Source organism: Bacillus sp. FSL R5-0443 (assembly GCF_038608285.1).
In the GTDB taxonomy this organism is placed as follows: Bacteria; Bacillota; Bacilli; order Bacillales; family Bacillaceae; genus Bacillus; species Bacillus velezensis.
The window spans coordinates 3,860,475-3,874,897 of record NZ_CP152013.1 but is presented as its reverse complement, the minus strand read 5'-3'; the positions used below and the strand labels follow the sequence as shown (position 1 = coordinate 3,874,897).

General features: G+C 45.2%; 19 protein-coding genes. 12 read left to right on the top strand and 7 right to left on the bottom strand.

Annotated elements, in window-relative coordinates:
• The first annotated feature begins 18 nt into the window (after nt 1-18).
• The 5 genes from NYE28_RS19570 to NYE28_RS19550 all read left to right on the top strand — a co-directional run bounded on the left by NYE28_RS19570 (nt 19) and on the right by NYE28_RS19550 (nt 3,779).
• Nucleotides 19-882 (top strand): biotin/lipoate A/B protein ligase family protein, encoded by an 864-nt coding sequence (locus NYE28_RS19570; RefSeq protein ID WP_012118702.1) that lies wholly within the window; start codon nt 19-21, stop codon nt 880-882.
• 152 nt (nt 883-1,034) lie between these two features.
• Nucleotides 1,035-1,214, top strand: a complete 180-nt coding sequence (locus NYE28_RS19565) for a hypothetical protein (protein ID WP_003151018.1) — start codon at nt 1,035-1,037, stop codon at nt 1,212-1,214.
• A gap of 48 nt (nt 1,215-1,262) precedes the next feature.
• Nucleotides 1,263-2,186, top strand: a complete 924-nt coding sequence (locus NYE28_RS19560; RefSeq protein ID WP_085341587.1) for a hypothetical protein — start codon at nt 1,263-1,265, stop codon at nt 2,184-2,186.
• The gene (locus tag NYE28_RS19555; RefSeq protein WP_025285431.1) at nt 2,155-2,952 is read left to right on the top strand and encodes a hypothetical protein; all 798 of its coding nucleotides are present in this window, start codon (nt 2,155-2,157) and stop codon (nt 2,950-2,952) included. The genes NYE28_RS19560 and NYE28_RS19555 overlap by 32 nt, the downstream gene beginning before the upstream one ends.
• Complete coding sequence (locus tag NYE28_RS19550; RefSeq protein ID WP_342490224.1) at nt 2,943-3,779, top strand: hypothetical protein; 837 nt, start codon at nt 2,943-2,945, stop codon at nt 3,777-3,779. The genes NYE28_RS19555 and NYE28_RS19550 overlap by 10 nt, the downstream gene beginning before the upstream one ends.
• Here NYE28_RS19550 and NYE28_RS19545 read toward each other — a convergent pair.
• The 5 genes from NYE28_RS19545 to NYE28_RS19525 form a co-directional block, all read right to left on the bottom strand.
• Nucleotides 3,769-4,722 carry an ABC transporter permease gene (locus tag NYE28_RS19545; RefSeq protein WP_216061949.1) on the bottom strand — a complete coding sequence of 318 codons (954 nt, stop codon included), beginning with the start codon at nt 4,720-4,722 and terminating at the stop codon, nt 3,769-3,771. The genes NYE28_RS19550 and NYE28_RS19545 overlap by 11 nt on opposite strands.
• On the bottom strand, nt 4,719-5,639 hold the full coding sequence (locus tag NYE28_RS19540) for an ATP-binding cassette domain-containing protein (RefSeq protein ID WP_020957981.1): 921 nt from the start codon (nt 5,637-5,639) through the stop codon (nt 4,719-4,721). Before NYE28_RS19540 ends, NYE28_RS19545 begins: the two co-directional genes overlap by 4 nt.
• Nucleotides 5,640-5,736: 97 nt before the next feature.
• Nucleotides 5,737-6,291: a DUF1700 domain-containing protein gene (locus NYE28_RS19535; protein ID WP_053573954.1), complete on the bottom strand. Its 555-nt coding sequence runs from the start codon at nt 6,289-6,291 to the stop codon at nt 5,737-5,739.
• A complete protein-coding gene (locus tag NYE28_RS19530; protein ID WP_015418447.1) occupies nt 6,292-6,606 on the bottom strand; it encodes a PadR family transcriptional regulator in 315 nt (104 codons plus the stop codon).
• A gap of 260 nt (nt 6,607-6,866) precedes the next feature.
• Nucleotides 6,867-7,640, bottom strand: coding sequence for an RsfA family transcriptional regulator (locus NYE28_RS19525; protein WP_012118695.1), 774 nt, complete (start codon nt 7,638-7,640; stop codon nt 6,867-6,869).
• 202 nt (nt 7,641-7,842) lie between these two features.
• On the opposite strand from NYE28_RS19525, the gene NYE28_RS19520 reads away from it, so the two are divergent.
• The 3 genes from NYE28_RS19520 (at nt 7,843) to NYE28_RS19510 (ending at nt 10,068) form a co-directional block, all read left to right on the top strand.
• The gene (locus NYE28_RS19520; RefSeq protein ID WP_003151034.1) at nt 7,843-8,067 is read left to right on the top strand and encodes a DUF1450 domain-containing protein; all 225 of its coding nucleotides are present in this window, start codon (nt 7,843-7,845) and stop codon (nt 8,065-8,067) included.
• Between the two features lie 159 nt (nt 8,068-8,226).
• Entirely contained in the window at nt 8,227-9,528 is a 1,302-nt protein-coding gene (locus tag NYE28_RS19515; protein ID WP_007407654.1) for an HD domain-containing protein, read from the top strand.
• A 39-nt stretch (nt 9,529-9,567) separates the two neighbouring features.
• A complete protein-coding gene (locus NYE28_RS19510) occupies nt 9,568-10,068 on the top strand; it encodes a YwgA family protein (protein WP_007407653.1) in 501 nt (166 codons plus the stop codon).
• Between the two features lie 64 nt (nt 10,069-10,132).
• Here NYE28_RS19510 and NYE28_RS19505 read toward each other — a convergent pair whose 3' ends face one another.
• On the bottom strand, nt 10,133-11,512 hold the full coding sequence (locus NYE28_RS19505; protein ID WP_032865071.1) for an amino acid permease: 1,380 nt from the start codon (nt 11,510-11,512) through the stop codon (nt 10,133-10,135).
• 384 nt (nt 11,513-11,896) lie between these two features.
• Here NYE28_RS19505 and NYE28_RS19500 point away from each other — a divergent pair, with 384 nt between their 5' ends.
• Nucleotides 11,897-12,316: a MarR family transcriptional regulator gene (locus tag NYE28_RS19500; RefSeq protein WP_337681138.1), complete on the top strand. Its 420-nt coding sequence runs from the start codon at nt 11,897-11,899 to the stop codon at nt 12,314-12,316.
• A 37-nt stretch (nt 12,317-12,353) separates the two neighbouring features.
• Here NYE28_RS19500 and NYE28_RS19495 read toward each other — a convergent pair whose 3' ends face one another.
• Entirely contained in the window at nt 12,354-12,542 is a 189-nt protein-coding gene (locus NYE28_RS19495; protein WP_003151042.1) for a 2-hydroxymuconate tautomerase, read from the bottom strand.
• Nucleotides 12,543-12,647: 105 nt separating this feature from the next.
• Here NYE28_RS19495 and NYE28_RS19490 point away from each other — a divergent pair, with 105 nt between their 5' ends.
• From NYE28_RS19490 to NYE28_RS19480, 3 genes are all read left to right on the top strand, one after another.
• Entirely contained in the window at nt 12,648-13,307 is a 660-nt protein-coding gene (locus tag NYE28_RS19490; RefSeq protein WP_003151043.1) for a site-2 protease family protein, read from the top strand.
• Between the two features lie 12 nt (nt 13,308-13,319).
• Nucleotides 13,320-13,838, top strand: coding sequence for a YwhD family protein (locus tag NYE28_RS19485; RefSeq protein ID WP_007407649.1), 519 nt, complete (start codon nt 13,320-13,322; stop codon nt 13,836-13,838).
• Nucleotides 13,839-13,981: 143 nt separating this feature from the next.
• Nucleotides 13,982-14,413 (top strand): hypothetical protein, encoded by a 432-nt coding sequence (locus NYE28_RS19480; protein ID WP_342490223.1) that lies wholly within the window; start codon nt 13,982-13,984, stop codon nt 14,411-14,413.
• Nucleotides 14,414-14,423 lie beyond the last annotated feature (10 nt).

The following is a 14,423-nucleotide window of genomic DNA, read 5'->3' as shown; positions in this document are numbered from 1 at the left end:
GAAAGGGATTTAATATAGATGGGAAAGCAACCGATTGATTTACTGATGCAGCCGAGCTGGAGAATCATTGACCAATCCAGCCTCGGCCCTTATTTTGATGCGAAGCAGTCATTCGCAATGGATGATACGCTGTGCGCCTCCGTAGGCAAAGGGGAATCGCCTGCGACAGCACGCTCTTGGGTGCACCACCGGACGATCGTGCTCGGCATTCAGGACACGCGCCTGCCGTTTTTAGAGGACGGCGTGAAATTGCTGGAGGACGAAGGCTACCGTGTCATTGTCCGCAATTCCGGAGGCCTCGCCGTCGTACTGGACGAAGGCGTATTGAATATCTCGCTTATTTTTGAAGACGAGAAAAAAGGCATCGACATCGACAGAGGCTACGAGGCGATGACAGAGCTGGTGCGGCGGATGCTGCGTCCGCACCATGCCGAAATTGAAGCATATGAAATTAAAGGATCGTACTGTCCGGGCAGCTATGATCTCAGCATCGGCGGCCGAAAATTCGCGGGAATTTCACAAAGACGCCTGCGGGGCGGAACCGCGGTTCAGATTTACCTCTGCGCCGATAAAAGCGGAAGCGAACGCGCCGATCTGATCAGACGTTTCTATCAAGCCGCTTTAAAAGACAAAAGCAACGATACAAAAGGCGTATATCCCGATATCCGGCCCGAAACGATGGCTTCATTAAGCGAATTGCTGCGAACGGACATTACCGTGCAAGACTTAATGCTGGCGCTTTTGACTGAACTGAAGGAACTCAGCGGACGCCTGTATGCAGCCGGATTATCGCCGGAAGAGGAAATGGTATTTGAAAAAAATCTGACCCGAATGCTGGAACGGAATGAGAAGGTGTTCGGCACGCAGGAAAGCTTGGACTAAGTCCGGGCTTTTTTTTTTTTTGGTAATTATATACTATTTAGTTATAGTGAAAAAGAATCGTTATATCAAAACTAGTTTACATTATATACCTTATTTGATTAATATATTTATGTAGGTTCCAAATAATTCTATAAACTAAAGGAGATGGAGATATGAACTTTAAAAAAATAAAAGAAGAAAAAAGAATCACGATCCCGACACATTTGTTAGCCGGAGATGCGGAACAATCAGGCAATTCTTTCGCTTGGAGCGGCTGGGTGCTTGTAGTGCCGAGCCAAGAAGACAATCAAAACCCGAATTTGAATTTCTCTGATTTAGCCGCTCAAAAGTAGGATAATCACTGTTTGGAGCCTACACATCTGAGACGAGGCGGTGAGAGTTTGACACAAGAGTATATAACAGAAATTAAGCGGGGAGCACTGTCATGGATTGTTAAAAATATCCATTATTTCGATATGAATCATAAAGTAGCAAATGATTTCAGGTGGCGCCTTAAAACATTTATAGAACTCATTTTTCTTACCAATTACCTGATCAGAAATCAGGCAGATGATAAGGAAGTTGCTGTTTTAACGGAGTTTATTACAGAAAGGCTCCGTAATGATCAGCTTGAAGAATTTATTCATTTTGATCCGGACGGTCTCGCCGGATTGGCTATTGCGGGTGAATTTCTTACCTTGACTGATCATCCGTCACGGGCTTCGGTGATATGGGAGCTGGAAAAATTCACGGCAGCGCGTTTTGATTGCAGCCTTGCTAAAGTTCCCTTTCGGAAAATGGATCTGAAGTACAGTCTGCAAAGAGCAGGCGTAACCTCGGAAATAACGGATTTTTCTGACTTATATCACTACACAGCAGCTGGTCAGGATATCCCAAATACATATATGACGGATCATGATGCGTACAGCATCACTCATACGATTTTTTATATAACAGACATGGGATGTTCTTCGCTTACGGATAAAGAGTATCATCTGCCGTCGTTAAAAGAAAAGGTCCTGAAATTTCTCGGGATCTATATCTGTCTTGAGAATTTAGATATTACCAGTGAATTATTGATGTGCAGCTCTTTTTTACATATCAACATGGATAAGGACAACCATAAACCGCTCTATGAAGCAGCCTGGAATAAAATCTATCAGGGCCGAATGAAAGAGGGGAATGTCCCGAGCATCACCTATCAACATAAACCCGGTTTGACAGGTGAACAGCGAAGAGAAGATGTGTTCAAACATTGCTATCATACAACACTTGTCGCCGCTGGTGCCGCGCATGCCTGTCTTAGAGCAGAAAGGAACGATTAACTTGAATAGATTAGCTGAAGAGACAGACCAATTTTTATTATCTTTTGCTGAACAATCGCTTCCGGATCAAAAGAGCATTCAGCTGTTTGCCGGCTTCTGCAAGTACTACAGGAAGACGAGCCATTCTTCCGCTGTAAAAGAACATACTGAAAGGATTGCCTCCGCTTTCGTTGATAAGTCATGCTGGGAAGATCTGTTTCACTGTAACACGGCCATTGTCAATGAGTTGATTCATATCTATTTAACGGCAAAAGCTTATAAAAAGAAGCAGGGAATGGATTCGGATGATCAGGTCATACGTCACGGATTGCAAAACGGCTATCTTATAAAAAAAGAATGGCCTTATTTTAAATACGCCGAATTCGTCGGTTTGCTGAGCGAGCTGGGAATGTCAACTGACCATGAAAAAGTGCGCTTTTACAAGAATTCGATGTTTCAGCCTTTGCTCCATGACGCATGGAAAAGAACAGCTGAAAACGAGCTGGAGTTTGTCGAGTACTGTCTTCTTCATTTGAATGAGGGAGAGCATCTGCTTCATCCCGGCTTGAAAGTGTCCATTCAAAAATGGCTTGTGTTTTGTCTCGGCAGCCGAAAAATGAAACAGCTGTGCAATATGTTATTTATCCAATCGTGTATCGATCCATTTTTTTATGGCTGTCAAGCGGCTCTTCATCAAATAAATAACGAGAATCCATCCATTCATTGTGCGCCGGCTCTTCTGCCGGCGATTGAGATTCTGAATCTGGAGTGTGGAACATGCAGATAGTCAAGGAACATTTTAATATAAAAAAAACAGAAGAATGGCTGCTGGGTTTTTGGAAGAACATTCAGCTGCAGCCGGAAGAAATGGAAGCAGATGATCTCATGCACCTGTTTTGCGGTTTAGCGGCATGTCATCATGTTGAAAGCAGGAAGGATACAGAAGAAGTTATTCTATTCCTAGACCGTTATTTCGGAGAAAAAACACACGAATGCCATCCGATCCTGTTCGCGTATGCGTATCATGTGTACCGCAGGATGGATGCCGCAAAAAGCATCTTTTTTCATAACGGACTTGAACAAATGGCCCGCGGTTTACAAGAGGAACTGAAATCAGAGCCCTCCTCTATGATCCTCATGGTGTTAGGGGCTTATTTTGGGGCGGTGACTCCGGAAGAACTGATCGTGTTCTTAGAAACCGGGATGAAACGTGAGGCCGATTTGCTCATGGCACCGGGCGGCATGCAGGAAGAACAGGCGGATGCCCTTTATGCCGTCACTTATTTGCAAATGAATGAATTGCAGCCTTTTCTCACGGAATGGTACAAAACATCAGACTTTGCTTTTTCAGGTTTAATGTTAGCCGAGTGCAGAAAGTATCACATTGACGCCGTTGCAAAATACACTGCCATTATGAAATTTCTCCAATTCGATGAGGCGCTTTTTATACGGGAAGGGCGGGAATTTCTACACTTTCAGCAGCGAAGCAGCGGGAGCTTCGGTTATTTGAATCCATTAGCGATGGACCAAGGGGCGGTCAGCGGCAAATTGCTGGACCGGCAGTATTTCCTGCCGTCCGCTCATTATGCCGCCGCCTCTCTGTCTATGCTGTAATGTCTCTCTTTTGAAAGACGGAAAAAGAAATCAATAAACAAATAAGAAAGTAGATCGCTATAACCGTCACGGAATAGGGGATGTTTAACGTTGAAATCGCATCACCCGCACTTTTATTTACATAAGCAACGAGATTTAAATGCGGAAAGAGCGTAAATTTATACCACGTAAATTGGGCAAGCAAATCAGTTCCGCCCAATATACTGCCGGCAAACAGCAGTAAAATGGATAAGCAAAGGGAGAGCGCCTGGCTTTTGCACAATACTGACAAAGTGAACGCAATGGTGACAATGCTTATAATTGATATGAAACGAAAAAGCAGAATGATTCCGGATGCTTTGATTGAACTGATGGTATACAGACTGTCATTTAAATGAGTATAGACGAGCGGATATGAAGCATTGGAAAAACCGAATAACACGCCGCCGATCAGCAAACAGCTCACACAGTAAAATAAGTAAATCATACCGGTAAACAGAAGGGAGGCCAGAAATTTCGATGTTAAAATCCGCCATCTTCGGTTCGGGCTTGTAGCGATAAACTTAATCGTCCCAAGGGCAAACTCTTTAGAAACAACCCCGCTGACGGTTAAAATCGCGGTTAAGCTGACGAAAATCTCAAGCCCGTTTGAAGTAACCGTGCCGAAAAACCTCCAGCCGTTCCATTCATAAGGGTTGATGTTATGCTCCAAATAATAGTCTTTATTTTTAACATCAGCAGAATAATAAACGCCTGTCGTTTCAGCCGGTTTATCAATTTCTTCCTGTTTTTTTTCGGCGAGAAGCCGTTCTTTCCAATTGTTATCCGAGGAAGCATCTAACTCATGATTCATAATAAGGCCGGCCAGCAAAACGATGAGAAACAGGAAAAAAAGAGATAAAAGTGTGCCTTTTTTTCGGGTTATTTTTATGAATTCGTTCTGCGCCAGATGAAATATGCTCATACCGCGTCCTCCTGATCTGTAATCATCATGTATTTCTCTTCCAATGATAAAGTTCTTGCAGAAACGCGGGAAATCAGAATCTCTTTCTCTGCCAAAGATTTAATGACATACGGGATGGTATCTTCTTCCGCTTCCAATTCAATGATGCGGCTGTCTTTTTGCTGTACTTGAAGAATACCGTCCTGCTCTAATATTTCTTTCGCCCTTGCCGGATGATCGACCGTGACGGTAAACAGTTTTTTCTGACCAAGGTCATGTCTGTTCTTCATGTCTTCAATTCCTAAAATCCGTCCCTTTTTAATATAGGCAACCCTATCGCAAATCTCCTCCATTTCCGACAATAAATGGCTTGATAATAAAATGGAAACCCCTTGCTTCGCTAAATCGGAAAGAATGGTGCGCAATTCTTTCATTCCTTTAGGATCGAGGCCGTTCATCGGTTCATCAAGAATTAATAATCCGGGATTGTGAAGAAGAGAATAAGCGAGCCCCAAGCGCTGTTTCATACCTAATGAGAAATGTTTCACTTTTTTGCGGGCAGCCTGCTCTAGTCCGACTTTTGCAAGGGTATTCATAAGGTCATCCGTTCGCAGCGAGGTGCTGCGCAGTTTAGTAAAATATTTTAGGTTTTGCAAAGCGGTCATATTCGGATACATATCCGGGCCTTCAATGATAACCCCGATATGTCTCATAAAATATTCAAAGTCGCTGTCCGGTCTGCCTCTGAATGAAATGGCTCCTTCTGTTTTTTTAATAAGCTGTACGATCATTCTGAAAATAGTGGTTTTTCCTGAGCCGTTCGGCCCTAAAAGGCCGAAGATCTCGCCTTTTCTCACATCGAAAGAAATTGACTGTACAATAGGGGTATGATTGATTGTTTTAGAGACATCTTTTAATATCAGGGCTGGTTCAGTCATGATATTTGCACACCTTCCTTATGATTTAGGGTAAAAGCCGTCAAAACCGAAGAACATGCTTCCGATCAGGCCGGCAGCGATTAAAATGAGAGCAATGCTATACCACATTTTTCGATTCAATGGTTTCCCTCCTTACAACGCTGACATTCCATTTGAAATAGCGCAAAAAGATGCGGAATATCAGTTTCGAAAGATCAAATCCGGCCATAAACACCGCCATACCCGCTCCAAGAACCATACATCCGTTAAAAATGGCTGTTACAAGCGGCGCTTTTACAAGGAGAAAGAATGATCCGGTCATCAGCATCAGGCCGATTGCCATCAAACTTAACACCGCAACAGAGGCAAAAAGAAACGGTGTCAGCATAAACATGAAGTTGAACATGCCCATACCCAGCATCAGGCCGAATGCTTTGAAAAAGGAGCGCCATGTTTTCTGCTCCTCGGCATCACTGATGAAAATATCCGCTTTTAAGGCGCGCGCAAGTGTTTTGGGGTTTCCTAAATTGCCGGCGATTTGTTCATCGCTTTTTCCTTCAGCGCCGCCCATTTGGAATATTTCGCCGATATCGGCGAGTATCTCTTTTTGCTCAAGTTCCGGCAGATCTTTTATTTCCCGCCGGAGATGTTTTAAATATTGGTCTTTACACATTCATTTTCCCTCCTTAATGATGCTGTTCACTTTTTCGGACAGGTCAAGCCATTCCGATTTTAATGTGTGATGATATAAGGCGCCTTCTTCTGTTACTTTGTAATATTTGCGTGACGGGCCTTGATCGGAAGCTGCTGTATACGTTTTTAGGTAGTTATTTTTTGTGAGTCTTCGTAATATGGGGTAGATGGTACCCTCCGATACAGGGAACGTTTCACTTATGATCTTGATTAATTCATAACCATATAAATCTTCATAAAGAAGCAGGGACAACACACAAAGTTCCAACGCTCCTTTTCGTAATTGGCTACTCATTTACTATCATTCCCATCATATCTAATAATTGTATTCTCTATACAGTGTATTGCACAGTAGCTAATCGATCAATAATTCCCAAGAACCATTTGGGATGAGGAATTGAATCTTTATGCTTATGTGCGGGCGGGGACCGAGATGCGCAGCCCTTGCGGGAAGAAGGCCTCCTGAACAATGTTTACATTAATATAGATCAGGATGTTCGTCATTGACAAATGGCAAAAACCCCTTTTTCCATGACAAGGAAAGGGGTTTTTCCGTTATTCGGCCATTTTTTCTAAATTGCCGTTCCGGTCCATTTTAAAGGACGGAGAGGCATGTTCGTCGTCTTCAAATAAAACTAGTTTTCTGGCTCTGTTCATAATTTTTACCAAGGTTTCGTAGTCTTCCTGAATGGTTTTTTGATCTTTTTCAAGCTTTTCGACGGCCGCTTCCAGCTGCTCGGTTTTAGACTGAAGTTCTTGGTTTTCCCGTTTTAAACGGTCATTTTCCATTTGCAGGGCGGAAGTTTGCTTTCCGCTGCCTTCATAGCTCTGCAGAAATTGAATGACGTCTGCCATTGTGAGCTCCGCCTTTTGGCTCGGCTGCTGAGGCGCCAGCAAATGTGATAAACTAGCTAACTCTTCCTTGAAGCTTTCATCGACATAAGGCATATGTTCGCCGGACATGACGGCTTGCCGATCCTCTTTTGGCGCTTCCGTTTGAACCGTCTCTTCGGCTGCGGTTTCCTGCATGATGTCCGCATCCGGTGCAGGCGGCTGATATAATAGTTTCTTCTTGGCCGGCTGGCCGTTTCCGAGCGCGCGCATCCGCTGTTTCCGCTGTTTTTTGGCAAGCTGAAGCGCTTTTTCGTATTGATGGCGCACGACGGCATTCCATCTGAAACCGCACGCTGCCGACGTTCTGTTTAATTTATCGCCTACCTCTTCAAAGGCGTTCAGCTGCGTGCTTCCTTCCCGGACGTGCCGGAGCACGGTTTCCGCAAGCAGCAGGTCGTTTTCCTCCGACCAGGCGTCCTGTCTTTGTTTTGTCAATGTTCTCAACCCCCAATATCTTTGATGGTATTAGAATGTCCAGATTGGAAAATATTTATACAAATTGGCTGAAAGAATGAGAGATACGCAGAGCCTTGCAGGATAAGATGAATCCTTGTACAATGAGATGTGATGTGATTTTTTTCGTTTTTAAAATTAAGATTTAACATAGAGGAACATTGAATGAAGGGAAGCGTACATCATGGCTAATGAATTCCGAGTGTGTGATGATTGCCAGGCCACCAATATTAAGACTTTGCTGCCGCGTTTGAAAGAAGCTGACCCGGATGCAAAAGTGGAGGTCGGATGTCAGTCATATTGCGGGCCCGGACGCAAAAAATCGTTTGCTTTCGTAAACAACCGCCCGCTGTCGGCGCCGACTGAGGATGAGCTGATTGAGAAAGTGAAAAAGAAGATCAAAAAGTAAATGTGTATTTTACGACAGCCTCGCCCGATGGGTCAGGCTTTTTTGCTTCAAAAAATCAATGACGGAAAACTGGAACAAAACGCCGGACAAATTCAAGGATGTTTTCAAATTACAGAGCCGATATAATAGAATCACGGCTAAAAAAAAGAGGGAATGACGATGGCGTATCCAAACGGAAAATTATCAGAAGAAAAAGTGTTTAAAGATCCCGTTCACCGCTATGTTCATGTGCGGGACAAGCTGATCTGGGATTTGATCGGCACCCGTGAATTTCAGCGGCTGCGCCGGATCAAACAGCTCGGTACGACGTATTTGACGTTTCACGGCGCGGAACACAGCCGTTTTAACCATTCTCTCGGCGTCTATGAGATTGTCAGACGAATGGTTGATGATGTTTTTAAAGGGCGTCCTGAATGGGATGACAATGAACGCGAACTCTGTCTCAGCGCCGCGCTTTTGCACGATTTGGGACATGGGCCGTTTTCGCATTCCTTTGAAAAGGTTTTTCATCTGGATCATGAAGACTATACGAGGGAAATCATTCTCGGCGACACCGAGGTGAATCAGGTTCTCAGAAAGGCGGGACCGGGATTTCCGCAGGATGTTGCCGAAGTCATTGCCAAAACATACAAAAACAAACAGGTGGTCAGCTTGATTTCGAGCCAGATTGACGCCGACAGGATGGATTACCTTCAGCGGGACGCATACTATACGGGCGTCAGCTACGGACATTTTGATATGGAACGGATTTTAAGGGTGATGCGTCCGCGAGAGGACCAAATCGTCATTAAGCAAAGCGGCATGCACGCCGTCGAAGACTATATTATGAGCCGCTATCAAATGTACTGGCAGGTGTATTTTCATCCCGTGACGAGAAGCGCTGAAGTCATTTTGACGAAAATTCTCCACCGTGCGAAGCAGCTCCATGAAGAAGGGTATATATTCACTCATGCTCCCGTTCATTTTTATTCCATTTTTGAAGGGAAGCTGACGCTTGCGGATTATCTGAAGCTTGATGAAGCCATCATTTTATATTATTTCCAGGCTTGGGAAGAAGAAGAGGACCCGATTCTGTCCGACTTGTGCCGCCGCTTCATTAACCGCCAGCTGTTTCAATATGCCGAATTTAACCCCAATGAGGAAATGTCGGCTTATTTTGAACTGACCGCTCTGTTTAAAGAGGCGGGAATTGATCCCAATTACTATTTAGTGGTCGATTCTTCATCGGATCTGCCGTATGATTTTTACCGGCCGGGTGAAGAGGAGGAGCGTCTGCCGATTCACCTGTTAACGCAGAAGGGCCAGATCAAAGAGCTGTCCAGGCAGTCCGCCATTGTCGAATCCATTTCGGGCAAACGCCGGACGGACCATAAGCTCTACTATCCGATGGACCTCATTTGTGACGATTCAGAAAACCCTGAAGCAAAATTAAAAATCCGGCAGCTGCTGGGACTGACATAGAAGGATTTTGGTAAAGAAGGAAAAGGAGATGTCGGGAATTTGTTGAAAGAACATGCAAAACTGATGAAGGTGTTCTCGGATTCTGGAGAAATCATCGGGCGGAAAAAGCTGCAGAAAATCATTTATATCGCGAAGAAAATGCAGTATCCTTTCTACGAAAAATATGATTTTCATTTTTACGGCCCGTATTCCGAAGAACTGACGCTTCGAATTGAAGAGCTGTGCAATCTTGGGTTTCTGGATGAGGTGAAGGAAAAAAAGGGCGGCTACTTTCAATACCGGTACTCGCTGACGGAGACGGGAGCCGAGTTTTTACATCATGCGGAGCTTACGATGCCGGATATGAAGAAGTACATCGACAGCGTCAACAGCCGCTCATCCCGGTTTTTGGAGCTGGTGTCTACGATTTTGTATTTTGACGGCCTTGAAGCTGAGGAAAAGAAAGAGAAAGTGTTTACGATAAAAAGCAAACAGAAATATACGGATGAAGAATATGATGAGGCGCTTCACTACATAGAAGAGCTGAAACACATTTGTTAAAGGCGATGGCTTTCGTCTTTTTTGATGAAAAAACCAGGCCGCGATAAAGCGGGCCTGGTTTTGTTTATTGTCTCAATTTGCTGTGCTTGTACGAATATAAAAAGTAAACGATCACGCCGATGATCAGCCAGACGGCAAAATAAAGCCACGTTTTCAGCGGCAGATTGACCATTAAAAACAAACAGCAGATAATGGCCAAAATCGGCAGAACGGGTACAAAAGGCACTTTAAATCCCCGTGGCAGATCCTTATGGGTGCGGCGCAGAATCAGCACGGACAGACTGACCATGGCAAATGTCAATAGCGCGCCGATGTTTGAGAGATCTGACAGCTCTTTCAGATCAACAAAACCCGCGATGCATGCGCTGATCAGTCCGATCAGCCACGTATTAAAGATCGGCGCTCCCGATTTCTTTCCGACAATGGTAAAGACTTTCGGCAGCATTCCGTCTCGTGCCATCGCAAAAGATATACGGGTCGCCGCATAGGTATGGGCGAGAACGACGGCCATCAGTCCGATCACCGCACCGGCAGCGATAACGCCCGCCACCGCGTTTTGTCCGACAGACTGCAGCACATAAGACATGGCTTCCGGCACATTAAGCTGTGAATACGGAACCATCCCCGTCATGACGAGACAGACGATGACGTATACCAATGTACAGATCACCAGTGAACCGATAATACCGATCGGCAGGTTGCGCTGCGGTTTTTTGACTTCTTCAGCCGAAGCGGAAATCGCGTCAAATCCGAGAAACGCAAAAAAGACGGCAGAAGCCCCCGTAATGACGCCTTTGATTCCAAAAGGCATAAAAGGATGCCAATTGCCCGGCTTTACAAAAAAGCTTCCTGTGATGATAAACAGCAAAACAATTCCGATTTTTACGAGAACCATTATATTATTAAAGGTTTTGCTCTCTTTAGAGCCGCGTGACAGAACGACGGCAATTAATAGAGTAATGATGATGGCAGGAAGGTTGACGATGCCCCCCTGGCTCGGCACGTGCAGCAGACTGTCCGGCAAAGGCATGCCGATTTCGGCTAACAGATTATTAAAATAACTTGACCAGCCGCTTGCCACCGCCGACGCCGTCACCATATAAACGGATAAGAGCGTCCAGCCCATTAAATGGCCGACAATTTCTCCCATGGTAGTGTAAGAGTAAATATAGGCACTTCCGTAAACCGGGAGAACAGAAGCGATTTCGGCGTAACATAATGCTGCAAGGCTGCAGACAACGGCTGCAATGATAAAAGAAAAGATTACGGAAGGCCCGGCATTTTTCGCGGCCGTAATGCCTGTAAGAACCATGACGCCCGTCCCGATGACGGCGCCGATGCCCAGTAATGTTAAATCAAATCCACCCATCGTTTTGGCAGTCTGCCTGTTTCTGCTTTGTTCAAGCAGCTGGGTGATGTCTTTTTTTTGTAGGATATTCCGCAACACGCATCCCTCCATCCAAAAGTAAAAGCCAAGAGGGCCTCTTTGGCTTTTACCCGTGTCACATCTTCTGTGTAATCGACAATCCTGTGTTCTGTTTCCCCGTCTGTTCCGTTTCTTTTCCAGTCATATTGTCTGCCGCATCCGATCAGATTATCCTTTCCGTCAAACGCAGTCACCCTTAATGATTTTACCTGAATCATGTCTATAAAACCAGCATTGCATAAAAGGGATGGGTAAAAAAGCAGGAGATAATAGTCTGTATAGGGCAGGATAAAAGTTGTGGGCTTTCCGGCCGGAATTTTGACTTTCTCCGTAAGGTATCAGTAAAATGTAATAAAAAACAAACAATGATGATGGATGCATCTTGAAATGGGGAGTTTCTGCATGAAGCACGATATATTACAAGCAAATGTACTGGATTACGCGCTCACGAAATATTTAAAGAGCACGAAAAAGCTTGATGAGGCGACAATTCCGAAGAGTATAAACAATATCAGAGGATTTATTCTCAGGATTATTTACCGGCACGGCACGTGCACGATTAAAGATATATTGCAGGAAGTCACATTATCGCCTTCGGCCACGACAACCGCTCTGAATCATTTAGAAAAAGAGGGTTTCGTGGAAAGGTCGAGAAATAACGAAGACCGACGCACGGTATGGATGACGCTTTCCGAATCGGGAAAAATGGCGGCCGTGCAAATGATTGAAAACCGGCAGATGCTCATTGACGAGCTGTTCGAAGCATTGACAGAAGAAGAAAAGAATACCTTTTTCAGCCTCGTTGAAAAAGTAATGAAATAAGCCGGCCTGACATAGCAGCGCCGGCCATTATCAAGGATTACTCCGTATCGCTGATCCGTTTGCCGGCGACGGCGTAATGATCCTTTCTCATTTCTTCAATCATGACAATGATCTTTTCTTCGGCTGCGCCTGTCGTTTCTTTTACGGCTTCTGTCACTTTTTCAACCAGATTCCGTTTTTGTTCATCTGTGCGGCCTTCAAGCATTTTAACGGTTACGAGCGGCATGGTGCTGATCCTCCTTTATCGTTTCCTCACTTTGGAAGAGAGGTCACTTATAGTATACTGAATGAAGGACAATCTTGCATTTTTTAAAAAAGGGGATTTTTACATTTGGACAGATTTTTATATTATCCGCTGGAGCTTATGCCCTATGTCGTGATTACGCTGATTGTGGCATTTACGATGCATGAACTGGCGCACGCGTATGTCGCGTATCGGTTCGGAGACGATACCGCGGCGAGGCAGGGCAGATTAACGCTCAATCCGATTAAACATCTTGATGTTTTCGGAACGATTCTAATTTTGGTCGCGGGTTTCGGCTGGGCCCGTCCGGTGCCGGTGAACCGCCGCGCCTTTAAAAGACCGCGGCTGGCGGGAGTGCTGGTTTCCGTCGCCGGGCCTGTAAGCAACCTGCTTCTTGCCTTTATCGGTTTCTTTTTGCTAGTGTTGATGCATGCTTACGGAATGGAGCTGCTTTCTGCATTCAGCATGGGGCTTGACCGCTTTTTCTCTATTTGGATTCAGCTGAATCTCGCGCTGTGTTTATTCAACCTGCTGCCGCTTCCTCCGCTTGACGGCTACCGGATTATTGAGGATCTCGTGCCGCCGCGGGTGCGCGCCAAAATGACTCAGTTTGAGAGCTACGGGATTATCGTGTTTCTCGTGCTGTTTGTGACACCGGTCGGCTCCTATGTCGTGTGGCCGCTGTTAAGCGAGGGGAGAGACTGGATTCTCAAGGTATTTGCCATTATATTTCAACCGCTTTTGTAGGAGGGTATTTTCATGGAAGAAAAAAAGAAGAAAACAATCGGATTTAATATTATTAAAAGTGATCCGACCGACGGACATGGCGGTTTTGGCGCCGGGGCGCTGAGCCTTGACAATATTTCTCCGGTATTTGTCGATGTGGAAGAGAAGGAAGCCTTCGTTGACATCGGCGCCATGCATGCCCGCAGTGTCGTTGAAAAAGGCATCAAATTCCTGCCGAACAAAGATGAAGTGCCGAACGGAAAACCGTACTGGCTCGTGTGGGTCACCATCGACAGAAAAGAAGAAGGCCCTTATTACGCGGGTGTGACGGCTTGTGAAATGACCGTGGACAGAAGTATCCGCAGAGGCTATAAGTCATTGCCGGAGCATGTGAATTTAATGGATAAATCAATGAAGCGCTGCATTATCGTGGACAAAATGGACGCCAGCTCAAAGCAGGTGCTTGCTGAATTTCTGCAGAAGCATGACCAAGGGCTCTGGGAACGTTCATCCGATGAATTGAAAACAGGACTGCTTCCGGAAGAAAAATAATTTGTGAACTTTTTGTGAACTTTATAAATATTTGCACTATTTTGCAATTGTACTGAGTAAACTGTTGATACAGAATCAGGACATGGAAAGCCCCGAGCCGAACCAAGACTCGGGGTTTTTCATGTTTACGCGGAGGTTTCATCATGTTCACCGTCTTTGAAATCGGGCCATCGGTCATTGAAGCAGATGCGGAGGAAACGAGAAAACAATATGAAAAATCATGGCCTGATCCCTGCGATTGCGGGAGCTGCCGGAACTTTTCCGAGGCGGTGAATCTCCTTCCCGCCGAGAAAACAAGATTGTTTACGCAGTTTGGGATTCGTCCGGCTGTCTGTCACGATTTGGGGGAGCATGGAAAGGAAAACGGCCTGCATCATTATGCGGGCAGCTATCCGATTGTCGGCAGGCTTAGGGAAGGCTGGCCGAATTTTCATATCGAGAGGGCGGGAGATATCCGCTTTTCGTTTTCATTGCCGAGTACAACATTTTTTATACCGAAGGGTTTTCCTGACCCTATTATCCATCTCGACTTTTCACTCTTGCTCCCGTGGGTGCTTGAGGAAGACGCGGATTAAAGCCCGGCGC